Here is a 25,849-nt window from a genome sequence, read left to right on the forward strand (position 1 = left end):
GTACCGGGTTGCTCGCGATCGCCCATGGGGCGCTGGCAACGGGCACTCCTGATCGCACATCGAAGGGATCGCCTCCGCTCGACGACACGCGGGCCTGCCCGCTCACGCGCCCGGGGCGGCTTGCCCGCTCGCGCGACCGGGGCGAGGCGAGAGGGCATACGCGATGCCCGAATCGAGCGTGGACCGCACCAGGAGCCCGCCCAGATCCGCCCCGAGCTCGACGAGCGTCCGCGCGATGGCGGGCTGGATCCCGGTCAGGAGCACCTGCGCGCCCAGCAGGTTCACCGCGCGCGCCGTCCGCACAAGCGCGCTCGCGACCTGAGCGTCGATGGTCGGCACGCCCGTAACGTCGAGGATCACCATCGAGGCCTGGTGGGCGACGATGCCCGCCAGCAGGATCTCGAGCACCTGCTGAGCCCGCGGCGCATCGATGTTGCCGATGAGCGGCATCACCACCACGCCGCGCGCGATCGGCAGCAGCGGCGTGGAGAGGGCGCGCAGCCTGGCCTCCTGCAGGTGGATGATCTCGTCCTGAAGCCGCTGAGCCTCGGCCTCGGCCGCACGGCTTTCGGTGACCTCCACGGAGATGCCGCACACCGCATGCAGCCTGCCTCGTGAATCCAGCAGCGGGAACCTGTTCGTCACGAAGGAATGGACGCGGCCCTCGAGCAGGAGCTGCTCCTCCTTGACGAGCGGCGCCTCCGTCGCGATGACCTGCCGCTCCGACTGCGCAAAAGCCTCGGCGAGCTCCGAGGGCATGACGTCGCGATCGGCGCGCCCGAGCACCGCGTCGCGGGAGAGGCCCATGAGCCGCTCGAAGTGCCTGTTGACGAGCGCATAGCGGCCGTTCAGATCCTTGACGTACACGGCGCTGGGCGCGTGCTCCACGATTGCGGTGACGAATGCCGTGCTGTCCTGGTACGCCTGTTGGGCGCGCATCCTGTCGGTCACGTCGAGGTTGATCCCGATCACGTAGCGCGCGTCGCCCACGTCGGCCGCCGACATCCTGGTCTCGGTCCAGACGGTGCGGTCCTCGGTGCGCTCGAGGCCGGCGTCGGCCGTGTTGTACGCGGTCGGCGCCATGATCACGCCTCCGCCGCTCCGGATCACCTGATCGAAGTGGGCAGTGTATCCGCCCGCCATGGCGACAGGGTCCTCGTACATATTATGCTTGCCGACCATGGCCTCCTTCGACGGCACGGCCAGTATCTCGCGGTTCCGCCGGTTGATGTCCACAAGTACGCCGTCGGCGCCGTAGAGGGCCGACGGGACCGGCAGGTGCTCGAAGACGCCCTGATACAGCGCCGCCTGCGCCTCCGCGGCCTGGGCGCGCTGCTCCAGCGCCTTGACCTCGCAGCGGAGCCGCTCCAGCTCCGCCTGCAGTCCCTCCATGTCCATGCCCCCGGGGATCATCGGATCTACCCTTTCAGCTCGCGAGTGGCCATCTCGCTCAGGTCGTGTACATTCACTATTACACGCCGGACACTTACATGTTCCGTCCGGCATTGCCAAGCCGATTTGCTGAGCTCGACTTTCAGCGATTGGGCGCGTGGTGGCGCTCACACCTGCGCGGGACCTGCGCTCTGCGTCGAATTGGGTCGCGTCAGGTAGCTCGCTCGCGCCTGATGTAGGCACAGCGGAAACTCGCCTGCACCTGGCGGGGCCCCTCCCCCAGGAGGCCGGGCATCCTGGTCAAGCGGTTGCGCGCCTCACCGATGGCTGCGGGTGAGACACCTGGGGAAATGCTCGAGTCGGGGAGATCCCACGGGCATTTCCACGGTTCGGGATCGCGTGGCCAAGGCCGCCGTCCGGATGATCATCGAGCCGATCTTCAAAGCGGATGGACGCGCGGTGGCGGTATGAAATTCCGTCTCATTTGCGACAGGCATGCTCCAGAGATTGGCGCCTGATGAGCGGGGAAGCGGAGGGCGCGCTACGGGACGATCCGGCGCAGCACCTCGATCACGATCGGCAGGCTCGCCAGCGCCCCGAGCGTGGTCACGACCGCCGTGGCCGCGGCGAACTGGCCGTCGCAGCCGTACCGCGCGGCGACGATCACGGACACCATGGACGTCGGCATGGCGGACTGAAGCACCGCCACCTCGGAGGTGGGCCGCTTCAGGCCGAGCGCGACCGCGGCGCCGAGCGCGACCGCGGGCGACAGGAGCAGCTTCACGGCGGCGATCGCCGCGAGCGGCCGCACGCGGCCGCGGAGCGAGGCAAGGTCGAGGCTGAGGCCCAGCGCGAGGAACACGAGCGTCGGGGTCGCGCTCCCGAGCGCGCCGAGCGCGTGCTCCAACCACACCGGCAGCGGGATCGGCGCCGCGTGGAGCGTGAGCCCGACGGCGATCGACAGCACGTTGGGGTGCAGGAGCACCGCGAGCAGGCCTCGCCCGCCCCCGCCCCCGCCCCCGCCCCCGCCCATGCGCGCGGCGAGCGCTACGCCGAAGGTCCACAGGAGGAACGCCGTGACGATGCTGTCGACGAGGATCGCCGTCCCCGCCGCGCCGCCCGCGTCGCCGTAGAGGGCCAGCACGACGGGGACGCCGAGGAAGCCGGTGTTGGAGAAGCTGCCGACGAGGCCGGCGGCGCCCTGCGCGGCGCGCGGGAGCCCGAGCGCCCGCGCCACCGCGACCCCGGCGAGGGCGCACGCGAAGAGCGCGACCGTCGACGCGGCGACCGCGCCCCACGCGCCGTGACCGATGCCCGAGCGGCGGAGCACGGTGACGATCAGCGCGGGCGTGGTGACGTCGATGACCAGCCGGTGCAGCACGGCGGCGTCCGCCTGACCGGCCCGGCCCAGCGCCCGCAGCAGCACGCCGACCCCGAGCACCGCGAAGAGGGCCAGCAGCTGCGAGATCAGGTCGCCCGACGGCACGGCCGGCTTTTAGCTCGGCGGGGGGCGGCGTCCAGCGCTCTCGTCCCTCACCCGGCCTTCGTGAACGACCAGCGCCCGCGTCATCGCGCGCGTCGCCCCGGTGTCCCGTAGGATGGCCGCGGCGCCGCGCCGCCGTCGGCCGCGGCAGGGCAGCTCTCCGCGGTCTCACCGGTGCAGCACTCGGCCTGGTTGGCGCCGAACATGGGGCAACGGCTGTTCACGCAGGCGGCGTGGCCATGGATGTAGGCGAGCGGCGAAGTGCAGAGCGGGCAGCGCACCGCGGCAGACTATAACGCCGGCCGGCCGGCAGCGGAACGGGAGATGGAAACCGCGCCGGGAACGCCGAGGAATATTGCTTCCCGGCGTTCCCTCGCTCCTTCAGGTGGTCAGGGCACGAGGTCCTGCACCGCCTGCACCACCGCCTGGGCGTTCATGCCCAGCCGATCCATCACGATGTCGCCGGGGGCGCTCGTACCGAAGCGGTCGATCCCGAGGGCGATCCCCTTGAAGCCGACCCACCGGTGCCAGCCGAAGGTGACGCCCGCCTCGATGGACACGCGCCGCGTGCACGCGGCGGGCAGCACGGCCTCGCGGTAGGCGTGATCCTGGCGCGCGAACCGCTCCACGCAGGGCATCGAGACGACGCGGACGCCGGGCCCGATCCGCTTCGCGGCCTCGACCGCGTGCTGCACCTCGCTGCCCGTCGCGATCAGGATGGTCTCGAGCGCCGCCGTCTCCTTGACAAGGACATAGGCGCCGCGCCGGACGCCCTCGCGCTTCGCGGCGGCGTCGCCCGGGAGCAGCGGGACGGCCTGGCGCGTGAGCGCGAGGACCGTCGGGCCGTCGTTGCGCTCCAGCGCGGAGATCCAGGCGCCGGCCGTCTCCTCGGCGTCCGCCGGCCGGATGACGTCCAGATCGACGATGGCGCGCAGCCCGGCGACGGTCTCCACGGGCTGGTGCGTCGGCCCGTCCTCGCCCACGCCCACCGAGTCGTGCGTGAAGATGTAGATGACCGGCAGGTGCGACAGCGCTGCGAGGCGGACGCTCGGCCGCAGGTAGTCCGCGAACACGAGGAACGTCGCGCCGCTCGGCCGCAGGCCGCCGTGGTACGCGATGCCGTTCACGATCGCCCCCATGCCGTGCTCGCGGATGCCGGCGCGGATGTTCCGACCGCCGGGGTGCTCCGGATCGAAGTCGGTGCTCGAGGCGATGTAGTTGAACGTCGAGCCGTAGAGGTCGGCGCTCGACCCGATGAGCGCGGGCACCGCCTCGGCGACCGCCTGCAGCACGGTCTCGCCGGCCTTGCGCGTGGCGACCTTGGTGCCGGCGGCGAAGGCGGGGACGCGCGCGTCGAGGTCCGCCGGGAGCTTCTTCGCGAGGCCGTCGTCGAGCTGGCGGGCGAGCTCCGGGTTCTTCGCGCGCCAGGCCTGGAAGGTCGCCTCCCACGCCCCGCGCACCTTGGCGAGCTCTTCCTTGCGCGTCGCGAAGAACTGCTTCACTTCCTCGCTGACGTAGAAGTGCTCCGCGGGCAGCCCCAGGTTCTTGCGGGCCTGATCCACGAACTTGGCGCCGCCCTCGCCGTGCGCCTTCTGCGTGCCGGCGACCTCCGGGATCCCCTTGCCGATGAGGGTGTGGGCGACGACGAACTTCGGCTTTCCGCTCTTCGACGCCCGCGCCTGGCCGAGCACCCGGTGGACGGCCTCCAGATCGTTGCCCTGCTCGATGTGGAGCACCTCGAAGCCGTAGGCCTCGAAGCGCTTGGCCGTGTCCTCGCTCTGGGTCTTGATGGCCATCGCGTCGAGGGTGACGTCGTTGGCGTCGTAGATGAGGATCAGGTTGTCGAGCTTGAAATGCCCCGCGAAGGAGGCCGCCTCGGCGGCCACGCCCTCCTGGAGGCAGCCGTCGCCGGCGAGGCAGTAGACCTGGAGATCGAAGATCGTGTGCTCCGGCGTGTTGTAACGCGCGGCGAGCATCTTGGCGGCCACCGCGTGCCCGACGGCGTTGCCCACGCCCTGGCCGAGCGGGCCCGTCGTCGCCTCGACACCCTCGGTGTAATGGTACTCCGGGTGGCCGGGCGTCTTCGACTCCCACTGCCGGAAGCGCCGGACGTCGTCGAGCGACACCGGATAGCCGGAGAGGTGCAGCCAGGCGTAGAGGAACATGCTGCCGTGGCCTGCGGACAGGACGAAACGATCGCGGTTCAACCAGTGCGGTTCGCTCGGATCGTGGCGGAGGATGTCGCCGTAGAGCGCGGCCCCGATCTCGGCGGCCCCTAGCGGTAGGCCGAGGTGACCGGATGAGCAGGCGTGGACGGCGTCCATGGCGAGGCCGCGGGCGATCGAGGCCGCGGCGGCGAGCTTGGCGAAATCAGGCATGGCGCGCACTCTAACCTACTTCGTCGCGAAGCGCGCCCCTTCGCGAGGCCCCTCACCCCGCCGCCCGGCGCCTGGAGCGGTCCGAGCGCGCCTCGGCGCTCGCGTGACTGTCCAGGCTTTCGTGGGATGCGCGGGAGCCGCGGGGCGGAGGGCGGAGATCTGGCCGGTCCGGTCATCGGCCGCCATGCGCAGACGCCCGCCGCGCGGCCCGCTGGGGCTCGCGGGCCCCGGCGGGTGCTCGCGTGGCGCCGCGCGGGGACGGACCCCGGGCGGTGTCACGCGAACAGCCGCCGCCCCGCGGCGCGGGACGCAATGGCGCCGGTGCGGTCGTCACCCCGTGGCGCAGGCGCGCTCGCGTGCGTCAGGGGGCCACGACCCCGGCAAAGCCGTCCTTGCCCGCCGCGGTGAGCGACCGGTGCCGAAATCGGCTGTGCCCATGAAGTCGCCGACAAGCGCGATACGGCCGTCGCGATACGTCGTCATGCCTCGTACCGTGGCGCGCGTGTTCGTTGACTTGCGGCGCCAGAGCTCCGCGCCGGAAGCATCGAGTTTGACTTGGTTCCGGCTTCGCCGTACGCGTTGCCCCTGCCACAGCCGAGCACCTCCGTGTCTCACGTGCTCCACCTTTCCCTTCCGGGCACTGACGACGGGTTCCCCGAGCGCTTCCCTCCTGGTTCTGGACGCGGGAGGAGCGCAGGCCACGATGCGCTAGGTGCGCCGACTCGCGCGCACATTCATCTCGCGAGAAGCCCCCAGGCGGGCAGGAGCACAGGCCAGCGGCCGGCAGCGCTCAGGATGCCAGCGGCCGGCAGCGCTCAGGACGCCCGAGCGTGAGGAGCTCCAGCGGCTGGAGATCGGGATGGAGCGTGAGCGCCGAAAAAAGCGGAGGACTCCCCGCGAACGAAAGCAAGTGAGGCGAGCCGACACGGGACCTCGGAACGAGGCGGAAAGCGCCCATCCCATGCGTCCTCATGTGTACGTAGATGAAAGGGAGGACCTGTGTGGCTCAGCCCACCCTCTCCGCCCACCCTACGACCCTCTCCGCTTCCGCCTACAAAAGGTATGTTAAGGCTGAACAGCCCGTGGTACGAACCGAAGAAGAGAAGGTGGAATGTTTCTTGTGACGGGGCCGCCAGCTCACCGTGTACGCATTTGCTCGCTCGCTATCCGCCGGGGCACGCCGACCGGGCGCACGAGGCTCGCTCGATCGTGCTGAGCCGGCAGAATCCCATGCAAGAGCAAGAAACTCCGCTCTCTGGGCTCGTCCTCATCGTGGACGATAGCGCCGACAACCTGGCCGTGCTGTCGAGCGCGCTCATTTCCGATGGCCTGGAGGTCGCCGTCGCGCGCGACGGTGAGGAGGCGATCGAGCTGGCCTGCCGGGCCCAGCCGGACCTCGTCTTGCTCGACGCTCTGATGCCCGGCCTCAGCGGGTTCGAGACGTGCCGGCGGATCAAGGCCGATCCGGCGACGCAGAGCATCCCCGTCATCTTCATGACGGCGCTCGCCGAAGCGAGGTTCAGGATCCAGGGCTTCCGCGTCGGCGCCGTCGACTATGTGACAAAGCCGTTCGAGAAGACCGAGCTCCTGGCGCGGGTGCACACCCAGATCTCGCTCCGGCGCGCAACGCGGGCTCTCGAGGAGCGGAATACGAGGCTCACGGAGGAGATCCGGGAGCGCGCCAAGGCGGAGGAGGCGCTGGCGCAGGCCGTGCAGATGCTGCGCGACACGAACGAGCGGCTCTCGCAGCAGCTGGCGCAGAGCGAGAGCGCCGAGGCGGCCAGGGCGGCGCTGCAAGAGCAGATCATCGCGGCCCAGCGAGAGCGGCTCCTCGAGCTCTCCGCTCCGCTCATTCCGATGATCGATGGCGTCCTCGTGATGCCCCTCATCGGCACGGTGGACGTCGAGCGTGCCGGACAAGCGATCGAGACAGCGCTGCGCGGAGCGAGCGAGCGCACGGCGGACACTCTCATCATTGACATCACCGGCATAAAAGCAGTAGATGAGACGGTTGCGCGCATGCTCGTGCAAGCGGCGATGGGGCTCTCGCTCCTCGGCACGCGGACGATCGTCACGGGCATCCGCGCAGAGGTGGCGCAAACGCTCGTGGCGCTCGACCTGCACCTCGATCAGCTCGTGACGAAGGCCACCCTGCAGTCGGGCGTGGAGCACGCGCTGCGGACACGCGGCCGCCGCCGGCACAAGCCCGAGCTCTGAAGTACCGGAGAATTCCGTCGTTCGCCGGGCGTCTCCGCCGGACCCGAAGAGGAGCTGAACCGGGATGGATCTGAGAGACTACGTTGTGGGGGACGTGATGCACGAAGGGGCCGAGACCCGCGTGTGCCGCGCGGTCCATCGCCCCTCCGGCGACAGGGTGGTGCTCAAGCTCCCCGCGGCGGCCGCGCCGAGCTCGCGCGTGATGGGGCGCATCCTGCATGAGCATCACATCCTGACACAGCTCGGAGAGGTGTCGGGGGTAGCGCGGGCGCGGGAGCTCCTGCAGCGGGGCGGCACGGCCGCGCTGGTGATCGAGGACGCCGGCCTCCGGTCGCTGGATCTAGAGCTCGCCGAGCGCGGGCGCCTGCCGGTGGAAGCGGTGCTGAGGCTGGGAGCGCTCCTCGCTCGATCCCTCGAGGCCGTGCACGCGGCCGGCATAACGCACAAGGATATCAAACCACAGAACGTGCTTGTCGACGCGGCGTACGGGCAGGTCAAGCTGCTCGACTTCGGCATCGCCTCGTCGCTGCCGCTGGAGGCGACGGCGGCGAGCATCCCCGAAGGGCTCGAGGGGACACTGGCGTACATGTCGCCCGAGCAGACGGGCCGCACAGCGCGAGCGCTCGATCCCCGCACCGATCTGTACTCGCTCGGAGTGACGCTCTTCGAGGCGCTCTCAGGGCGGCTACCGTTCACCGAGCGCGACCCGCTCTCGCTGGTGCACGCGCACCTGGCCAAGGAGCCGCCGTCCCTCGACGAGGTCGTCCCCGATGCGCCTCCGGGCCTCGCGGCGATCGTGTCCAGGCTCCTCGCGAAGAACCCTGACCGGCGGTACCAGACGGCCAAAGGCGCAGCGGAAGACCTGGAGCGAGCGCTGCGCATGTGGCGCGAGCGCGGCGCGGTGGAGCGCTTCCCGCTCGGGGACAAGGATTTCTCGCAGAAGCTGCGGCTGCCGGACGTCCTCGTCGGGCGAGAGCATGAGCGCGATCTGCTGGGCGCGGCCTTCGCCCGCGCCGCCGAGGGCGCGGCGGAGCTCGTGCTCATCGGCGGCCCGTCCGGCATCGGCAAGACGGCGCTCGTGCGCACCGTCTACCGGGACATCGCGCGCGCGGGGCGCGGGCTCCTGATCTCGGGCAAGCACGACCAGCTCGCGCGGTCGACGCCCTACGCGGCCATGGCGCAAGCGTTCGGGGCGCTGATGCAGCAGTGGCTGGCGAGCCCGAAGCCGACGCTGACGGCGTGGCAGGAGCGGATCAGGGCCGACGTGGGGGACAACGCCCGGCTCATCGCCGACGTGGTGCCGGAGCTCGACCTGATCATGGGCAAGCTCGCGCCGGTGCCGCCGGTGCACGGCGAGCAGGTGCTCGCCCGCCAGCGGCTGACCTGGCTGAACTTCGTGCGGGCGGTCACGACGCCGAACGCGCCGCTCGTGATGTTCCTCGACGACATGCAGTGGGCCGACAGCGCCACGCTGGAGATCCTGAGGACGCTGCTGACCGACGCGGAGCGAAGAGAGCTCCTCTTGATCGCGGCGTACCGCGACAACGAGGCGCCCCCCGAGCACCCGCTGTGGAGGCTCGTGGCGTCGGTCGAGGAGAGCGGGGCGAGGGTGTCGAGGATGTCGGTGCACCCCCTTTCGGCGGAGCACGTGCAGGCATGGACAGCGCGGGCGCTGAACAGCGAGGCGGCGCGGGTGGAGCCGCTCTCGCGTATCCTGTGGCAAAAAACGCGAGGAAACCCGTTCTTCATGGAGCAGCTGCTGCTGTCCCTGCACCGGCAGAGCAAGGTGGCGCGGGACCCGGAGAGCGGCGCGTGGCGCTGGGGCCAGAAGGAGATCGAGCAGGCGCAGGTGACCGACAACGTCGTCGCCCTCCTGACGGACAAGCTGCTCGAGATGCCTGAAGCGACACAGCAGCTCCTGGGGCTCGCGGCGTGCGCGGGGCACGCTTTCCACCTCCACGACCTGGAGCGGCTCAGCGGATGGGAGCGCGCCCGGGTGACCGGCGCGCTGTGGCCCGCCCTGCGGGAGGAGCTGGTGGTGCCCGCCGATGGAGCCTACCGGACCGCGCAGGCGCTGGGAGAGGCCGGAGCCGGAACCGGAGCCGGAACCGGAACCGGAGAAGGAGCGCTCGACGCTGAATACCGCTTCTTGCACGACCGCGTGCAGCAGGCGAGCTACGAGCGGGCCCCGCCGGCGCAGCGCGTCCTGGCGCACCTGGAGATCGGCCGGCGGCTGTGGGCGCGGCATCGGGCGCAGGGGGGCACACCGCAAGAGCTCCTGGAGCTGGTGCGGCACCTCAACCTCGGCTCAGCGCGGATGGACTCCGCAGGCGAGCGCGAGGCGCTGGCGCGGCTGAACCTCGAGGCCGCGCGCGCCGCGAAGGCGGCGAGCTCGTACCGGCTTCTCCTGAGCCTCGCCGAGGCCGCGCGGGGCTTGCTGGGCGATGACGCCTGGCGCAAGGACGCGGCGCTGTGCGCGGAGCTCGCGCTCGAGCAGATCGAGGCGGCCTTTCTGCTGCGGGAGTTCGACGACGTCGAGGCGCGGTGCGCGCGGCTGCTCGCCATGCCGCTGCCGGCGCTCACGAGGCTCTCGGCGCAGGAGCTCCGCGTCCGCAGCGCCCAGGCGGCGGGCCAGTTCGCGCGAGGGGTCGAGCTCGGGCTCGCCGCGCTCGCGGAGCAGGACATCACATTTCCGGGCGCGGACGAGGAGCGCGGCGCCGCGCTCCTCGAGGAGTCCGCCGAGCTGGATCGATGGTTCGAGCGCGACCCGGACGCGTTCGAAGGGATGCCCCTCGATCCCTCCCCGGAGCAGGTGCTCATCGATGCGCTGACGATGCACCTCATGGTGTGTGCGGCGATCGGCGGTGCGCCGATACTATCGGGGCTCGTGATCGCCCGCGCCGTGCTGAGGGTGCGAGAGCGGCGCGCGCTCACGCCGGTCTCTCCCTTCATCATCGTTTGCTTCGCGAACGTCTGGTCGCTCACCACAGGCATGTATCGTCGCGCTGCGTGCTGGGTCGGCCCTGGAGTGCGCGCGGCCGAGCGTGTCGCGTCGCCCTTTCTGGCAGAGTGTCTGTCCTTCCACGGGCAGTACACGGCCTACTCCCGCCCCGCGGATGAAATGGCGCCCATCTTCGAGCGGACCTGCGCGACCGGCCTGAAGGTCGGCTCGTTCCAGGGGGCGAGCTGGGGGCTGGAAGGCGACCTGTTCTATTACCGAGTGTGGCGTGGCCAGCCGCTCCGGCAGCTCGAGGCGCACCGGGCGGCGCGCTGGGGGTTGATGCAGCGCGCGGGGACCGCGCTCGGGACGCACTATTTCGAGGCGATCGCGTCGTGGTGCGACCTCTTGACGAACGCCGACGGCGCGGGGAGGCTCCTGTCGGGCGAGCCGCTCTCACGAGGATCGCGCTCCCTCCTGGCGGACGGAGACGGGATGGCGGCCGAGCTGGCTCGCATCCTCGAGGCGCACCTGTTCCTCGTCGCCGGCGCGTACCCGAAGGCGCTCGCGCGGGCACGGGAGGCCGAGCAGTTCCGCGTGTCCATCTTCGGCTTTCCCCCGGTCACGGACATACCGCTCTGGCTCGCGCTCGCGGCCGCGAGGTGCTGGCCGGCGGCCGCGGACGCGGCGGAGCGGGACGGGCTCCGCGAGGACATCGAGCGAGGCCTCGCGCGGCTGAGGTACTTCGCCGAGGGGAGCGCGGACAATTTCCTCCACAAGCTGCGCCTCCTCGAGGCCGAGCACGCCCGCGTGCAGGGCAAGACCGACGAAGCCATGGCCAGGTACGACGAGGCCATCAAGCTCTCGCGCGAGCAGCGATTCTTTCCTATCGAAGCCCTGGCCGCTCAGCTCTGCGCCGAGTTTCACCTCGAGGCGGGCAGGAGCCGTATCGCCGCGCTGTACCTGCGCGAGGCCAGGGACGCCTATGCTCGCTGGGAAGCGCACGCCGTGGTGGCCCACCTGGAGGCGAGGTGGCCCGCCCTGCTCCGTGCGCCTGTCCAGCCCGCGACGGCGGAGCGCCGCCGCACGACGGGCGTCGCCACGCTGACCACCACGGGAGTCACGGGCGGCGCGCAGCTCGACGTGAACACCGCGGTACGCGCGGCGCGGGCGCTGTCGAGCGAGCTCGACCCGGAGCGGGTCGTCGGGCGTCTGATGGAGCTCGTGCTGGAGAGCGCCGGGGCGCAGCGCGGCGTCCTGCTGCTCGGCGAAGGCGAAGAGCTCTCGGTCGTGGCGCGGCTCTCGGTGGAGGGAGGCCGCATCGAGACGGGCCTGTCCGAGCCGCTCTCGCAGAGCAGCGAGGTGGCGAGGACGGTGGTGCACTACGTGGCGCGCACGAACGAGCCGGTCGTGGTGGACGACGCCAGGTCGGACGCGCGCTTCGCGGCCGATCCGCACCTGGCCTCGCGCCCCGTGCTCTCGCTCCTCTCGCTTCCTTTGTCGCATCGAGGGCGCCTCCTCGGCGTGCTCTACCTCGAGCATCGCGAGGTGCCTGCGGCGTTCCCCGAACGGCGGGTGGAGCTCCTGTCGGTGCTCGCCGCGCAGGCCGCCATCGCCGTCGAGAACGCCCTCCTGTACCGGGACCTGGAGGCCAAGATCAAGGAGCGCACCGTCGAGCTCCGCATCGCCAAGGAGGCCGCGGAGCGCGCCAGCCAGGCGAAGAGCGACTTTCTCTCCAGCATGAGCCACGAGCTGCGAACGCCGCTCAACGGGATCATGGGTTATGCCCAGATCCTGGAGCGAACCCCGGACGTCCCGCCGGCGTGGCGTGAGGGCCTGCGGGTCATCCATAAGTCGAGCGAGCACCTGCTCTCGCTCATCAATGACCTGCTGCACCTGGCCAAGATCGAGGCGGGGAAGATGGACTCCGTCCTGACGGAGTTCCGGTTGCCTGCGCTCGTGCGGACCGTGGTCGACCTGTGCCGGGTGCGCGCCGAAGCGAAGGCGATCACATTCTCCCACGATCTTCGCGGCCCTGCGCTTCAGGCCGTCCGCGCCGACGAGAAGCGGCTGATGCAGGTGCTCTTGAACCTCCTCGGCAATGCCATCAAGTTCACCGAGCGGGGAGGCGTGGCCCTCCATGTCGAGGTGCTGGAGGAGAGCGTCCCGGCAGGGCGGATGGTGCGGTTCCGGGTCGAGGATACGGGTCCTGGGATCGCCCCGGAGCACCTGTCGCGCATCTTCGAGCCCTTCGAGCAGGTGGGGGAGCAGAGCGCGAAGAGCGAGGGCACAGGGCTTGGCCTCGCCATCACGAAGAAGCTCGTGCAACAGATGGGTGGTGCGATCGAGGTGCAAAGCGAGGTCGGCGCGGGCAGTGTCTTTGCCGTGACGCTTCCGCTCGCCGAGGTGCAGCTCGCGACGAGCCCAGGCGAAGCCAGGGGGTGGGACACGATCGTCGGCTATCAGGGGGAGCGCCGCGCGGTGCTCATCGTGGACGACAATCCCGACAATCGCGCGGTGGTACGCGAGCTCCTCGGCCCGCTCGGCTTCGAGCTGCGCGAGGCGGACGGCGGTGAGGCGGCGCTGCGCATGGCGGCGCTGCGCGCGCCGGCGCTCATCCTGCTGGACGTGTACATGAAGGGCATGGACGGCTACGAGACCGCGCGTCGCCTCAGGCGCATGCCCGAGCTCCGGCAGGTCGTCATCCTGGCCTCGTCGGCGAGCGTATCCGAGGCCGAGCGGCAGCAGTGCGCCAGCGCCGGCTGCGATGACTTCTTGCCCAAACCGATCGTGGCGAGCGCGCTCCTCGACAAGATATCGCGGTTGCTTGGCATCGAGTGGCTTCGCCGCGATGAAGCCCCCGCTCGGGACGCGCCGACGGAGGAGCCCGAAGGCGGCGGACACCTCGCGCCGCCTCCGGCCGAAGAGCTGGCGATGCTGTCGGCGCTCGCGAAGAAGGGGCTCGTCCACAAGATCCTGGAGGAGGCGGAGCGGATAGCGCAGCACGATCCGCGGCTCAGACCTTGGATCGAGCAGCTCACGACGCTGGCACGCAGCTACCAGACCCGGAAGCTGCGGGACTTTGTCGGCGCGTACGGCCCAAACGGCGCGGGCGGCGCCGACGGCCGCGCAGATCCGCAAGAATCGACGTAGCGAGCGGCCCAGGTCCGGGGATGGTGCCAAGGATGGCGGGCGAGAGCCGCCGGGTCGCCGTCGTTACCCCGACCTGGGGCGGGTCGCCCGTTCGAGCAGCCGCTGCACCGTCGCTGTCTGCAAGTCGCGCGTCTGGGCCGTGAGCGAATAGAGCATCGCCTCGCGGAAGAGGCGCTGCGCGGCGTGGTCGAGGAGGTTGGCGCTGCCTCCGGTCGCAGCGACCGCGGCGTGCGCGGCCCTGACGCCCAGATCGATGCACCAGGCGCGAACGCGGACCGCGTGCTCTGCCTGGCCCTCCGCCTCCGGCCGGTCCGCCCATGCATCGACCTCGGCGCGGGCGGACTCCCTCTCTTCCTCGAACGCCCGCGCGGCGTCCGCCAGGCGCGCGCTGCCGCGGCGCTCCGCCAGGTCCGCGAGCAGGGCCGCGGCGGCGCCGGCGGCGCCCAGGGAGAGCGCCGACGGCGTGAGCAGGCCCGCAGCGTCGCGGGCGGCCTGCTGCTCGCGCGTCAGGGTCGTGATCACCTGCTCGGGGCCGACGCGCAGATCGCGCAGCGTCAGCGACACCGTGGCCGAGGCGTTCATCGCGCTCAGGCGGAGCGGCGGCGATGCCTCGATGGAGTTCCCCGCCTCCAGCGGCGTCAGGACGTACATCAGGCGACCATCGGGGAGCGCGCCGGCGATGACCGCATCGTCGGCGATCCCATGGCCGGTCAACCAGGGCACGGTGCCGTCGAAGCGGAACCGGTCGCCGTCGGGCTCGACATTGACCATCGGCGGGCCCGGGCGGCGGACGTGCGAGAAGCCGACGGTGCAAAACCGCTCGCCGGCGGCGAAACGAGGCAGGACGCGCGCCTTGAGCGCCTCGTTGTCGCCGCGCGCAATGAGCGGGCACGCGGCGGCGTGCTGCATGTGGACGAACGCCGTCACACCGCAGGCACCGGCGAGGATCTCCAGGACCTCGCGCGCGACCTGCGGCGGGGCGCCGTGGCCGCCGTAGCATGCGGGCGTCGCGGTCCCGAGGAGACCTGCGTCCGCGAGCGCGCGGATGTGCTCTCGGGGAACCGCCGCGGCCTGATCCGTGGCGTTCGCCGAAGGGGCGAGCACGAGCGTCGCGAGCCGGCGGGCGCGCTCGATCAGCGCGGCGGAGCCGGCCGTGGCAGGCGGCGTGGGCGATCCGGGGGACATGCGAAGGGAGTGTAGGCCGCGGCAGCGAGGCGACCCAGGAGATCGGCGCATCGCGGCCGAGGCACGTGCCCCCACCTGCTTGGAGGCTGCAGCCTCCTCGCAGCGGCGCCGAGGCGGCGCGCCAGGGTCGAGGCGGAGCGCGCGTCCCCGAGGTGTTCATCAGGCGATTCGGGCGAATCAGGCGATTCGGGCGAAGAGGAGCGCGAGCGCGCACAGCATGATGCAGATGCCGAAGATCTTCCCGACGTGCCGCCCGTTCCCGAGGATCTCCACCATCACGCGGCCCGCCACGACATAGATCATGAAGCAGGCGAAGCCGATGGTGACGATCGGGACGCCCATCGCGATCACGCCGCCCGCCGCGCTCCGCCTCACGAACTGGGGAAAGAGGGCGGCGAAGAACACGATCGCCTTGGGGTTGACGACGGCGAACATGAAGCCGTCGCGGACGTGCTGCCACGACGACCCGGACCGCGCCGCGACCTCACGGTCGCTCCCGGAATTGGCGATGCCCATCAGCGTCCAGCCGATATAGAAGATGTACAGCGCCCCCACGAGCTTCATGCCGAGCAAGAGCGAGCTCGACAGGCCGCCGACCTCGAGGATCATGAGGTAGGAGGCGACCGCCTGCACGATCATCGCCGCGATGTTTCCGGCCCCGGAGAGCGCCCCTGCCCCCCAGCCGTGGTTGGCGCCCTTGGCGAGCGCGAGCAGCATCGATGGGCTCGGTATGATGGACGCGACGAAGACGGCCATGCAGCAGGCCAGCAGCAACTCAGCGCTCACCCGCCGACAGGTGGATGCTATCGGGCTTCATCCAGTGGTCGATGGTGTTCCTGGCGACGTGGTCGAACCTGCTATGCAGCAGCATCGAGGCTCCTTCTGTGCTGGTGGGCGACGACTCCGCGGTTCCGGCGCCCGGCCGTCCGGGGCCGCAGCGACGCGACGCGCGCTGTTCCGGGGCTGTTGAGCAAGCGTCGGACCAGCGGTGATCGTCGTCCGGTTTCGACGAGAAGGCCCGTCCCGGCGGCCAGAAACACACATCGCCCAACCAGGGGTTCAGGGCGCGCCGATAGGAGATAGGCAACACATTGCCCGATCGAGCAACAGCCTGTCATGCGGCAGGAGCGAGCCGCCGCTCGGCCGTTGAGTTTCAGCTCTCCTGGGCAGCTCGCTCGCCCGACGGCCGAGGCTTGCGAGCGTCCTCCCTACCGGACGCGACGCAACCCCTCCCGCGCCCGCAAACCTCACCGGCGCCGCCTCTGAGGGCGGCCCCCTCGCGCGACCGGACGCGAGCGAGCTGAGCGTGAGCGCGCGGCGCGCGGTGCCACCACGCGCCGGCGTGCCGCAGCGACGGACGCTGCGCTGGCCGGACAGGACGAACGCAGGCACGCTGGCGGGGACTCCGCCGAATGGTGGATTTCGAAATGAGCGCCCCCGGGATCCGCAAGCTATCGAGCGGCTACGCGGACACGTCGAGGTACGCCGCGGACCTTGCTGCGGGGGGGATCCTCCGGCAGGCTTCCGGGATGACGTCCCTCGCCTTCGCGATGCCGGCGGAGATCGTCGACCCGAGCGTCGTCGCCCCGCCGGGCGATCTGTACAGCAACGAGCCGCCGATGGAGAGCTACCAGCACCTCGTCCAGATGATCCTGCTGCTCGAGAGCCTGGAGCTCTTCTGGAAGGACCGGGCCGACTTCTTCGCCGCGGGGAACCTGACCATCTACTTCAGCCCCAAACAGCTCAAGACCGAGCACTTCCGGGGCCCTGATTTCTTCGTCGTGCTCGGCACCGAGCGGAGGCCGCGCAAGAGCTGGGTCGTCTGGGAAGAAGACGGCCGGTATCCGAACGTGATCGTGGAGGTGCTCTCGGAGAGCACAGAGAGCACCGATCGCGGCCTCAAGAAGCAGATTTACCAGGACGTCTTCCGGACGCCGGACTACTTCTGGTTCCATCCGGAGACGCTCGAGCTCTCGGGCTTCCACCTCCTCGACGGTCAGTACGAGCCGCTCTCCCCCGATGCTTCCGGACGGCTCTGGAGCACTCAGCTGGAGCTCTTCCTTGGCGTCGAGGAGGGGCAGGTTCGCTTCTTCACCCCCGAGGGAGAGCTCGTGCCCGCAGGCAAGGAGCTCGCGAAACGGGCCGAGTCCGCCGAGCAGCGCGCCGAGTCCGCCGAGCAACGCGCCGAGTCCGCCGAACAGCGGGCCGAATCCGCCGAGCAGCAGGCAATGCGGCTGGCGGCGAGGCTCCGGGAGCTCGGCGTCGATCCCGACACGCTGAAGTAACGTTCGGATCCCGCGCTCCTCTCGCTCCTCTGTGAAGAACGCGATGAAGCTCTATTTCAGCCCTGGCGCCTGCTCGCTCTCTCCGCACATCGCGCTGCGCGAGGCCGGCCTCCCGTTCGAGCTCGAGCAGGTCCACCTCGGCACGAAGAAGACAAGGTCGGGCGCCGACTTCACCTCGATCAACCCCAAGGGATACGTGCCCGCGCTCGAGATCGAGGGCGGCGCGGTGCTCACCGAGGGGCCGGTGATCGTCCAGTACATCGCCGATCGGAGGCCCGAGTCCGGGCTCGCCCCCCCGGCCGGCACCCTGGACCGCTACCGGCTGCAGGAGTGGCTGAGCTTCATCAGCACCGAGCTGCACAAGCAGTTCTCGCCGCTCTTCAAGCCGAGGGCGCCGGACGAGCAGAAGAACGCGGCGAGGGCGCTCCTCGGCCGGCGCTTCGCCTTCGCGGCGCGCCGCCTCGAGGACACGACGTACCTCCTCGGCGAGCGGTTCACGGTGGCGGACGCGTACCTCTATACCGTGATGACGTGGACGAGGTTCGCGGGCGTCGATCTCGGCGGATGGCCCGTCCTCGGCCGCTACAGGGAGCGCGTCGGCGCCCGCCCTGCAGTGCAGGCCGCCATCGAGGCCGAGCGGAGGCGGTAGGCATCCTTCGGTCCCTGGGGATACGCGCCTTGACGCAACGATCACGCGCGACTTTGCATGACGGCATGCTGCAGGCGATCGCCGAGGACGTGTGGGTGTACGAGAGGGACTTCCGGCTGCCGTTCGGCGATCTGCCAGCGCGCACGACGGTCGTGAGGCGCGCCGACGGCGGGCTCGTCATCCACTCGCCGCTGGCGTTCGATGACGACACCGCCCGGGAGATCGATGCGCTCGGCGAGGTGCGCGCCCTCGTCGCCCCGAGCTGCCTCCACCACGTCTTCTTGAGGGCCGCGACCGAGCGCTGGCCGCGCGCCGGCGTGCTCGGGGCGCCCGGGCTCGAGAAGAAGCTCTCCGGCCTTCGCTTCACCCCGCTGCCCCGATCCGGCGTCGCGCCGGAGATCGGCGACGATCTCGACGTCCGCCTGATCGAGGGCGTGCCGTACATCGCGGAGCACGTGTTCCTGCACGCGCGGTCGCGGACGCTCATCGTGACGGATCTCCTCTTCAACGTGCATGAAGCCCGCAGCTTCGCCATGAAGGTCTTCCTCTGGGTCGGCGGCGTGTGGAGGAAGGCCGCCCAGGACCACGTGTGGCGCGTGCTCATGAGGGACCGCGCCGCGGCGGCGCGCAGCGTCGCCGACGTCCTCGCGTGGGACTTCGAGCGCGTCGTCGTCGCCCACGGCGACGTCATCCGAGGCGAGGCGAAGGACCGGACGCGCAGCGCGCTCGCGTGGATCGGCGCCGGTGCTGGCCGGCTCCTGCCTGGGAGATGAGCGCTCTCAGGCGGCCGCCTGCGCGCGGCGCAGCCCGATGACCTGCGCCTCCGCGAAGAGCGCGACGGCGAGCGCCTGCGCCGCGACGAACGCATAGCCGATCGCCGTCGGCTCGAACCAGCCGAGCGCGAGGAGGAGCACGCTGTCGACGACCCAGAGCGCGTTCGCGACGACGACGGCGACGACGGCCCCCCGGGCCGGACGCTCGCGCGTGCCGAGCCACGCGACGAGCGCCGCGAACGGGAGCAGGCTCGCTCCAGCCCAGCGGAACAGCGGCTCGGGGAGGCCAGTCAGGCCGGCGAGGGGCGCCGCGGCCGCGAGCATGAGGAGGCCTGTAGCGCCGCTGACGGCCGCGTCGGCGAGGAGGGCGCGGCGCAGGAAGCGAGGAGAGATCACGAACGACATGGTGGGCTCCTTTCGTTGCGGTCGGGGGCTCATCGCCCCTCGGTGGGCGGGACCTGCGGGGCAGCGGACGCGCGTGGCGCGCCGGGACTCCGCAGCGCCCCTGACACCGCTCACCTTGGGGCGCCCTCGGCATGGGATCGATTACCTCCCAGGTAATGGGCGTCATTTCCCGGCGTGCTAGGGTCGACTCGCGATGACGAGCTCACACCCGCCGATCGGGGGTCTCCTGCGCGCGTGGCGCCAGCGCCGCCGAATGAGCCAGCTCGACCTCGCCTGCGAGGCCGACATCTCGACACGCCACCTGAGCTTCCTCGAGACCGGCCGCGCGCAGCCGAGCCGCGAGATGGTGATCCACCTGGCGGAGCGCCTCGATGTGCCCTTGCGCGACCGCAACCAGCTCCTCGTGGCGGCGGGGTACGCGCCGCTCTATCCGGAGCGCAGCCTCGGCGATCCCGCGCTCGCGGCGGCGCGCAGGGCGGTCGATCTGGTGCTCGCCGGCCACGAGCCCTATCCGGCGGTCGCCATCGATCGGCACTGGACCCTCGTCGCCGCGAACGGCGCGATCGGCCCATTCCTGGCCGGCGCCGACGACGCCCTCCTCCGGCCCCCGATCAACGTGCTGCGCCTGAGCCTGCACCCAGGGGGCCTCGCGCCGCGCATCGAGAACTCGGCCGAGTGGCGCGCGCACCTCCTCTCGCGCCTGCGCCGTCAGATCGACGTGAGCTCCGATCCCGCCCTCGTGACGCTCTTCGAAGAGCTCATCCGCTATCCATCGCCGGAAGGATCGAGGCGCCCTGAGCCCGCCCGCGAGCCCGACCCGGTCGCCATCGCGGTGCCGCTCCGGCTCAGGACGGAGGACGGTATCCTGAGCTTCCTCAGCGCGACCATGGTCTTCGGCACGCCGATCGACGTCACCCTGTCCGAGCTCGCGGTCGAGTCGTTCTTCCCCGCGGACCAGGCGACCGCGGAGGCGCTGCGCGCGACGGCGCGACGCCGAGGACAACGGCCCTCTGCAGAGGAATCGCATCGAGCCCCGCTCTGAAGGCGCGCGCCGCGCGCGCATCGACCGGCCGCGCACTGCCCGCGCTCCCCTGGGCAGCGCTGAGAGCGCTCCCGGTGCGTCGCGATGCGCAACGCCGAGAGCGCTACCGGTGCATCGCGATGTCGTTGCGGGGAAAGGGCTTGATGCGTCGGGTGTGCCGCCCGGTGGACGGGGCGGTCTTGATCCGCCCGGGGGATCGCGCGGGCCGCGCGGTGGGCTGCTTCTTCGTCGTCGACCGCGAGGCCTCGCTGGTGGGCGCGCGCTCGGGCTGCGCCGCCGCGGCCTGGACCGGCTCCTGGAGCTCCGGCGCGAGCAGCGGTCGGGGTGCCTCCACGACGCTGGCGAGGAGCGTCGCCTCGGTCGAGCTCGACAGCCCGGCGCCGCGGGGGGCGACGGCGGCGAGCGCGGCGTTGTCGGCTGCGGGCGCGGCGAACCGGACGCCGAAGAACAGGCTGGCGCCGGCCAGCACGGCGCCTAGCGCGGCTGCCGCTGCTATCCGCGCGGATGGCTTCTTGCGCTTCTTGCGGCTCGACGCCGTGCCCAGGACCGCCGTCGTGCCATCGCCGCCGTCGTCCTCGCAGAGATCCGCCTCGACCACCGGTATCGACGGGGACGTCATGACAGGGTTGCGCCGGGTGACCACGCCGTCCTGCGAGCTCACGGGCGGCGCCTCGATCACGCTCTCCGCGCCCGCCGGAGCCGGCGTCTCGGTGCCCCACTTGCGCGACGACAGCGCCCGCTCCAGCGCGTCGGCCATCTCCTTCGCCGACCCGAAGCGCGCGCTCGGATCCTGCTGAAGGGCCCTCGCCATCCATTCGTCGACGGCGGCCGGCACGTCGATCCGGTGCGCGCTGGGCGGCGTGAACCGCCCCCTGTGCACGGCGAGCGTGAGCGCCGCGAGCGTCTCTCCGGAGAACGGGGTCCGCCCCGTCATCGCATGATAGGCAACGACGCCGAGCGACCAGAGATCCGCGCGGAAATCGAGATCCCGCGGGGTGACGAGCTGCTCCGGGCTCATGTAGAGCGGCGTCCCGACCACGTTCCCCGTCGAGGTGACCCGCAGGTCCCGGACCCGCTTGGCGATACCGAAGTCGAGCACCTTGACGAAGATCTCCCCGTCCACCTGGGTCAGGAACAGGTTGTCCGGCTTGATGTCGCGGTGGACGATGCCGAGCCGGTGCGCCTGCCCCAGCGCCTTGGCCGCTTGCGCCACGATACGCGCCACCTCGCCGAGCGGCAGCCGGCCCTGGCGGCTGATACGGACCCTCAGGTCCTCGCCGCGGAGGAGCTCCATCGCGATGTACGGCATGCCCTCCGCCGTCAAGCCGTGATCGAGGACCTGCGCGACGTGCGGGCTCGTGATCTGCGCCGCAGCGACCGCCTCTCGCCGGAACCGCTCGACGTAGCCCGGGTCGTCCGCGTACTCGGGCGACATGAACTTCACGGCTACCTGAGCCTTCAGCGGAAGCCGATCGGCAACCCAGATGCTCCCCATCCCGCCGCGCCGGAGGATGCGCACGAGCCTCAGCGAAGGCGTCACCATCTGTCCGGTGTGCAGGGGCATACCTCTGCTACTCCTTCTCGCACTCGCACAGGCTCGAGCCGGTGGTTCCGTCAGCTCCAGCCGAAAATCGCCCGAATGGCGTAAATAGATCACTACGACGCCTTCATTGCCTCTGCAAGAGAAACAAAGTGCTCTCCGCCACGTCCGCCACGTGTGTCAGCTCTAGCCAGCTCTAGTCAGTTCTAGGCGCGTGTCGCGCACCCGCGCACATTGAAGCCACCCCGTCTCTTGCATCCCCCAGGAGCCCAGGGGCCGCGGAGAACTCCTATGCGAGACGGCCACGGGGACGGACATCCCCCGTGCGCTGATGTCGGCGGATGAGCGCATGTCGAGCGCCAGCTTCGTCCAGCCGGTCGAGGGCGCCCGTCGCCGCGAGCGGCGGCGCCGAACAACGGAGTTGAAGGTAGGCCACCCGATCATCAGGTGGGGAGCGCGGGAACAAGCGTGCCTGTCGTGCGGCCATGGCCCGCGATCCGCTGCGGCTTCATCCATGGGCTCACCTCGCGGCGTCGGGTGAGCCCGCCGGGGGGGGCGCGAGGGCTCATCGCCTCTTGACTTCGAAAAAAGTCTTTCATTTTGCCTCCACAACCACCGTCCGGGCAGCATGGAGGGTGGCGCTCGTGTCTTCGATCCAGCGCGGGAGTCACGTGGACGGGGCGAGACCCATTGGGGGTCGACATCGTCCGACATCGGAGGGCGGGCCTGTCCAGCTCCACGCGGGGCGCGCTCGCGCCTCCCTGGATCACGCGCCGCGACAGGCGGGTTGTCCCCTGGAGGAGGATTGAAGCCTCTCGACTTCTGGGTGCCGGCTCACTGAAAGAGTTCACCCAGCCGAGGACGGCCTGGACGCCCGCGGAGCTCGCGCGTACGCCGGCGGAGGAAATCCACCCGCGCCGAGACTGAAGCTGATGCGTAGGGGTGCGATAAAAAATGAAGCGCTGGTGTCATCCATGGTTGCGTCTACGCGCGCAGGCGTAGAATCGCCGGAACCATGAGCCGATCCCCCTCCGACAAGGACGCGCCCAAAAAGGCAACGGTCAGCCCCGTGCCGTCGCGAGGGACCCCGCCGGAGACGATCCCGTCGCGCGCCAGCGCCAGCAGCAGCAGCGCCCTGCCGTCGGCGCCGCCCCTGACACGGAACAGCGCCGGCAGCGGCAGCGCCCTGCCGCCGGCGCCCGCATCGAACCGCGGGGGCAGCACCCTCCCGCCTCCTCAGCAGCACGCGCCGCCCCCGGCGCGCGGCAGCCATTTCCCGGCCGACGCGCGCGTTCGGCGGGATCGACCGAGCGTCCCGCTCTCTCCGCACGGCGCGTATGCGTCGCAGGAGGCGCGCGGCTGGCGAGAGCGGCCGACCGCCGCGGCCGCCGCCGCGGCGCGCGCCGGCTATACCTTGCAGGATCCGTTCGATCGGTGGGACCCGTCCGAGGGCTCCCCCGCCGCGCCCGCCACCCAGCCGCCCGAACCGCCGAGCTCGCGGATCCCGGAGGCGTCCCGCCACGAAGACGCCGGCCGCGGCCACGCGCCGGCCTCGTCGCCGGGCAAGCGCACGGCGACCGGCGCGCTGCCCGCCGCGCACCAGCCGGCGGCGTCGGCCAGGCCGTCCGCGGGCCGCGAGCCGCAGCGGCTCCACGAGCCGCACGGCGGAGGCCACGATCCGTACACGCCCATCAACCAGATCCTCGGCTACACGCGCCTGCTCGTGGCGTCGCTGCAGGGCAAGGTCGCGCCGCAGCACATCGAGGACATCCGCAATATCGAGCTCGCGTCGCGCAAGCTGCTCACCATCGTGCAGGCGATGGAGAACGGCGACGAGGACGCGCCCTCGAGCGTGAAGGTCAGCATCCCCTCCCCGCACGAGGAGCCCGCTGTCCACGCCGAGATCGAGGGCAGCGGGCGCGGCACCATCCTCGTTGTCGACGACAGCCGAGGCAACCGCGACGTCCTCTGTCGGGTGCTGCAGAACAACGGCTACCGCACCGCGTCCGCCGAGGACGGACCCCGCGCGCTGGGGCTCGCCGCGCGCGAGCGCTTCGACGCCGTGCTGCTCGACGTGAACATGCCCGGCATCAGCGGCCTCGGCGTGCTCTCGGCCCTGCGCCAGAGCCGGTCGCAGGCCGAGCTCCCGGTGATCATGGTGACCACGCGCGGCGCGAGCGAGGACGTCGTCGAGTCGCTCAAGCTCGGCGCCAACGACCACGTGACGAAGCCGATCGACTTCGACATCCTGCTCGGGCGGCTCGACACGCAGCTCACGCTGAAGCGCTCGCGCGAGCAGCTCTCGCAGCTCGCGGCGGAGCTGTCGGTCAAGAGCGAGTTCATCCGCAAGACGTTCGGCCGCTACCTGAGCGACGACGTGGTGAACCGCCTGCTCTCCTCGCCCGAGGCCCAGCTCCTCGGCGGCGAGGAGCGCGAGGTGACCATCATGATGACGGACCTCCGCAGCTTCACGACGATGACCGAGAACATGCCGCCCGACGTCGTCATGCGGCTCCTGAACGGCTACCTCGGCGAGATGGCGCGCATCATCGTCGCGCGCGGCGGCACGATCATCGAGTTTATCGGCGACGCGATCCTCGCGCTCTTCGGCGCGCCGTTCCCGGCGGGCGACGACACCCGCCGCGCGGTCGCCTGCGCGCTGGAGATGCAGATGGCGATGGACGCGGTGAACGAGAAGAACAGCGCCGAGGGCCTGCCGACGCTGCAGATGGGCATCGCGCTCAACACAGGCCCGGTCGTCGTCGGCAACATCGGCTCCGAGGCGCGCACGAAATACGGCGTGGTCGGCGCCCAGGTGAACCTGACGTCCCGCATCGAGTCGTGCACGGTGGGCCGCCAGATCCTGATCGCGGACACCACGCGCCGCGCCGCCGGCGCGGGCCTCCTGCTCGGCCAGAGCCACGCGCTGGCCGTGAAGGGGTTCTCGAACCGTGTGCTGGTCCACGAGGTCCTGGGCCTCGACAACCCCGAGCGGCTCTACCTGCCCGAGCGGCGGGTCGAGATCCTCTCGCTCTCGTCGCCGCTGCCGGTCGTGTGCGCGCGCCTCGCGGGCAAGCGGGTGGAGGGCGAGCCGCAGTCCGCCTTCATCCTCGGGCTCTCCCCCTTCGGCGCCGTGCTCCGGCTGCATCCCCGGCCCGCGCCCTTCACGAACCTCCAGATCCACCCGTCCGGCCCGCTCGCCGAGCAGCTCGGCGGCGAGCTGCACGCGAAGGTGATCGAGCTCGACGCGCGCGCCGAGGACGTCGTGCGCATCCACTTCACGTCGTCGCCGCCGGGACTCGCGGCGTTCGTTCAGAAGCTGCACCGCGCCGAGGCGTAGCGGCTCTCCCTGCAGGCAGGCTCGTTCACATCGAACCCGTGCTCCTGAAGGGGTCGTATCGGCTCGGCGACCGGCTCTCCCCGGCTCCGAGGACATCGCCCTGCGCGTGACCCAAGGCGAAGCGCCCCTGGGAGAGCACCTTTGCTTCGAACGAGCGCCTCGCCTACGCTCCGCCCTCGCAGCGCAACACGGCCCCTTCACGCGGACCCATACACCGAGGTAGCAGACGCCCATGCCTTCTCTGACCGTCGCGGGCCCTGCGGGCGCGCTCCACATCGTCGATCATCCGGCCGCCGTCCCCCGCCCCGACGCAGGCGCCGGTTCCTCGCGTGAGGCGCTGCCGGTCGTGCTCGTGCACGGGATGGTCGGCCACGCCGGCTTCTGGGAGGCGCCGCTGGCGCACACCTCCGGCCGGCGGCGCGCAGTGGCCATCGACCTCCGGGGGCACGGCGCGTCGGAGCCCCCGCCCGACGCGGACTACACGCCCTCCGCCTGCGCGGCCGACGTGCTCGCGGTCCTCGACGCCCTGGATCTCCCGCGCGTGGCGCTCGTCGGCCACAGCTATGGCACGCTCGTGGCGCTCGCCACCGCGGCCGCCCGCCCGGAGCGGGTCGCGCGCCTCGTGCTCGCGGACCCGCCCCGCGATTTCACGCAGCTGCCAGCGGAGGTCCAGGCGCAGCAGTTCCCGCCCTACCTCGCCGCGCTCGCGGCGGACGGCTGGCGCGATATCGCCGTCGCGATGTTCAGCGAGGCGCTCGCGGGCAGCACGCCCGCGACGCGGGAGGTGGTGCTGGCGCGCCTCGCCGCCACGCCGCACGACCGGCTGCTCGGCATGACTCAGAGTTTGCTGCAGTTCGAGTCCGTGAGCGCGCTCGACCGCTACCTCGCCGCACCGGGCGCCCGCGCCCACGCCATCCTCGCCCCTTCGAACGCATGGCCGCAAAGCCTCCACGCGCTGAGGCCCGCGCTCACGGCGGTCGTGCTGCCGGAGACCAGCCACTGGCTGATGCTCGACGCGCCGGCAGCGTTCGCCGCCGAGCTCGAGGCCTGGCTCGATGCTGCCTGAGCC

The 25,849-nt window shown here is 71.1% G+C and carries 15 protein-coding genes; 8 read left to right on the top strand and 7 right to left on the bottom strand.

The window, feature by feature from the left end; translation table 11 throughout:
• Positions 1-102: 102 nt before the first annotated feature.
• The 3 genes from WMF19_RS22860 to tkt form a co-directional block, all read right to left on the bottom strand.
• Positions 103-1,398: a PAS domain-containing protein gene (locus tag WMF19_RS22860; protein ID WP_437901006.1), complete on the bottom strand. Its 1,296-nt coding sequence runs from the start codon at positions 1,396-1,398 to the stop codon at positions 103-105.
• A gap of 535 nt (positions 1,399-1,933) precedes the next feature.
• Positions 1,934-2,878, bottom strand: coding sequence for an AEC family transporter (locus tag WMF19_RS22865; RefSeq protein ID WP_437901007.1), 945 nt, complete (start codon positions 2,876-2,878; stop codon positions 1,934-1,936).
• Positions 2,879-3,264: 386 nt separating this feature from the next.
• The gene (gene tkt / locus WMF19_RS22870) at positions 3,265-5,253 is read right to left on the bottom strand and encodes a transketolase (protein WP_437901008.1); all 1,989 of its coding nucleotides are present in this window, start codon (positions 5,251-5,253) and stop codon (positions 3,265-3,267) included.
• Positions 5,254-6,483: 1,230 nt separating this feature from the next.
• Here tkt and WMF19_RS22875 point away from each other — a divergent pair.
• Both WMF19_RS22875 and WMF19_RS22880 read left to right on the top strand, forming a co-directional pair.
• A complete protein-coding gene (locus WMF19_RS22875) occupies positions 6,484-7,470 on the top strand; it encodes a response regulator (RefSeq protein WP_437901009.1) in 987 nt (328 codons plus the stop codon).
• Positions 7,471-7,534: 64 nt separating this feature from the next.
• Entirely contained in the window at positions 7,535-13,561 is a 6,027-nt protein-coding gene (locus WMF19_RS22880) for an AAA family ATPase (protein WP_437901010.1), read from the top strand.
• Between the two features lie 63 nt (positions 13,562-13,624).
• Here WMF19_RS22880 and WMF19_RS22885 read toward each other — a convergent pair whose 3' ends face one another.
• Both WMF19_RS22885 and WMF19_RS22890 read right to left on the bottom strand, forming a co-directional pair.
• Complete coding sequence (locus WMF19_RS22885; RefSeq protein ID WP_437901011.1) at positions 13,625-14,746, bottom strand: acyl-CoA dehydrogenase family protein; 1,122 nt, start codon at positions 14,744-14,746, stop codon at positions 13,625-13,627.
• Between the two features lie 177 nt (positions 14,747-14,923).
• The gene (locus WMF19_RS22890) at positions 14,924-15,532 is read right to left on the bottom strand and encodes a LysE family translocator (RefSeq protein WP_437901012.1); all 609 of its coding nucleotides are present in this window, start codon (positions 15,530-15,532) and stop codon (positions 14,924-14,926) included.
• Positions 15,533-16,275: 743 nt separating this feature from the next.
• Between WMF19_RS22890 and WMF19_RS22895 the strand changes: the two genes are divergently transcribed.
• The 3 genes from WMF19_RS22895 (at position 16,276) to WMF19_RS22905 (ending at position 18,453) form a co-directional block, all read left to right on the top strand.
• Positions 16,276-17,031 (top strand): Uma2 family endonuclease, encoded by a 756-nt coding sequence (locus WMF19_RS22895; RefSeq protein WP_437901660.1) that lies wholly within the window; start codon positions 16,276-16,278, stop codon positions 17,029-17,031.
• 43 nt (positions 17,032-17,074) lie between these two features.
• Positions 17,075-17,680 carry a glutathione transferase GstA gene (gene gstA / locus WMF19_RS22900; RefSeq protein WP_437901013.1) on the top strand — a complete coding sequence of 202 codons (606 nt, stop codon included), beginning with the start codon at positions 17,075-17,077 and terminating at the stop codon, positions 17,678-17,680.
• A 65-nt stretch (positions 17,681-17,745) separates the two neighbouring features.
• Complete coding sequence (locus WMF19_RS22905; RefSeq protein WP_437901014.1) at positions 17,746-18,453, top strand: DUF4336 domain-containing protein; 708 nt, start codon at positions 17,746-17,748, stop codon at positions 18,451-18,453.
• Between the two features lie 6 nt (positions 18,454-18,459).
• Here WMF19_RS22905 and WMF19_RS22910 read toward each other — a convergent pair whose 3' ends face one another.
• Entirely contained in the window at positions 18,460-18,858 is a 399-nt protein-coding gene (locus WMF19_RS22910; RefSeq protein ID WP_437901015.1) for a hypothetical protein, read from the bottom strand.
• A gap of 193 nt (positions 18,859-19,051) precedes the next feature.
• Between WMF19_RS22910 and WMF19_RS22915 the strand changes: the two genes are divergently transcribed.
• A complete protein-coding gene (locus WMF19_RS22915; protein WP_437901016.1) occupies positions 19,052-19,900 on the top strand; it encodes a helix-turn-helix domain-containing protein in 849 nt (282 codons plus the stop codon).
• A gap of 103 nt (positions 19,901-20,003) precedes the next feature.
• Here WMF19_RS22915 and WMF19_RS22920 read toward each other — a convergent pair whose 3' ends face one another.
• Positions 20,004-21,464, bottom strand: a complete 1,461-nt coding sequence (locus WMF19_RS22920) for a serine/threonine-protein kinase (RefSeq protein WP_437901017.1) — start codon at positions 21,462-21,464, stop codon at positions 20,004-20,006.
• Between the two features lie 991 nt (positions 21,465-22,455).
• On the opposite strand from WMF19_RS22920, the gene WMF19_RS22925 reads away from it, so the two are divergent.
• Both WMF19_RS22925 and WMF19_RS22930 read left to right on the top strand, forming a co-directional pair.
• Positions 22,456-24,780 (top strand): response regulator, encoded by a 2,325-nt coding sequence (locus WMF19_RS22925; protein ID WP_437901018.1) that lies wholly within the window; start codon positions 22,456-22,458, stop codon positions 24,778-24,780.
• 232 nt (positions 24,781-25,012) lie between these two features.
• The gene (locus WMF19_RS22930) at positions 25,013-25,846 is read left to right on the top strand and encodes an alpha/beta fold hydrolase (RefSeq protein ID WP_437901019.1); all 834 of its coding nucleotides are present in this window, start codon (positions 25,013-25,015) and stop codon (positions 25,844-25,846) included.
• The last annotated feature ends 3 nt before the right edge of the window (positions 25,847-25,849 follow it).

The sequence above is a fragment of the Sorangium sp. So ce124 genome, assembly GCF_051525235.1.
GTDB lineage: Bacteria > Myxococcota_A > Polyangia > Polyangiales > Polyangiaceae > Sorangium > Sorangium atrum.

Coding starts and splice junctions, on each gene's coding strand:
- WMF19_RS22860 (WP_437901006.1), bottom strand. CDS start 1,398: ATGGACATGGAGGGACTGCAGGCGGAGCTGGAGCGGCTCCGCTGCGAG.
- tkt (WP_437901008.1), bottom strand. CDS start 5,253: ATGCCTGATTTCGCCAAGCTCGCCGCCGCGGCCTCGATCGCCCGCGGC.
- WMF19_RS22875 (WP_437901009.1), top strand. CDS start 6,484: ATGCAAGAGCAAGAAACTCCGCTCTCTGGGCTCGTCCTCATCGTGGAC.
- WMF19_RS22880 (WP_437901010.1), top strand. CDS start 7,535: ATGGATCTGAGAGACTACGTTGTGGGGGACGTGATGCACGAAGGGGCC.
- WMF19_RS22885 (WP_437901011.1), bottom strand. CDS start 14,746: ATGTCCCCCGGATCGCCCACGCCGCCTGCCACGGCCGGCTCCGCCGCG.
- WMF19_RS22895 (WP_437901660.1), top strand. CDS start 16,276: ATGACGTCCCTCGCCTTCGCGATGCCGGCGGAGATCGTCGACCCGAGC.
- gstA (WP_437901013.1), top strand. CDS start 17,075: ATGAAGCTCTATTTCAGCCCTGGCGCCTGCTCGCTCTCTCCGCACATC.
- WMF19_RS22905 (WP_437901014.1), top strand. CDS start 17,746: ATGCTGCAGGCGATCGCCGAGGACGTGTGGGTGTACGAGAGGGACTTC.
- WMF19_RS22910 (WP_437901015.1), bottom strand. CDS start 18,858: ATGTCGTTCGTGATCTCTCCTCGCTTCCTGCGCCGCGCCCTCCTCGCC.
- WMF19_RS22915 (WP_437901016.1), top strand. CDS start 19,052: ATGACGAGCTCACACCCGCCGATCGGGGGTCTCCTGCGCGCGTGGCGC.
- WMF19_RS22920 (WP_437901017.1), bottom strand. CDS start 21,464: ATGCCCCTGCACACCGGACAGATGGTGACGCCTTCGCTGAGGCTCGTG.
- WMF19_RS22925 (WP_437901018.1), top strand. CDS start 22,456: ATGAGCCGATCCCCCTCCGACAAGGACGCGCCCAAAAAGGCAACGGTC.
- WMF19_RS22930 (WP_437901019.1), top strand. CDS start 25,013: ATGCCTTCTCTGACCGTCGCGGGCCCTGCGGGCGCGCTCCACATCGTC.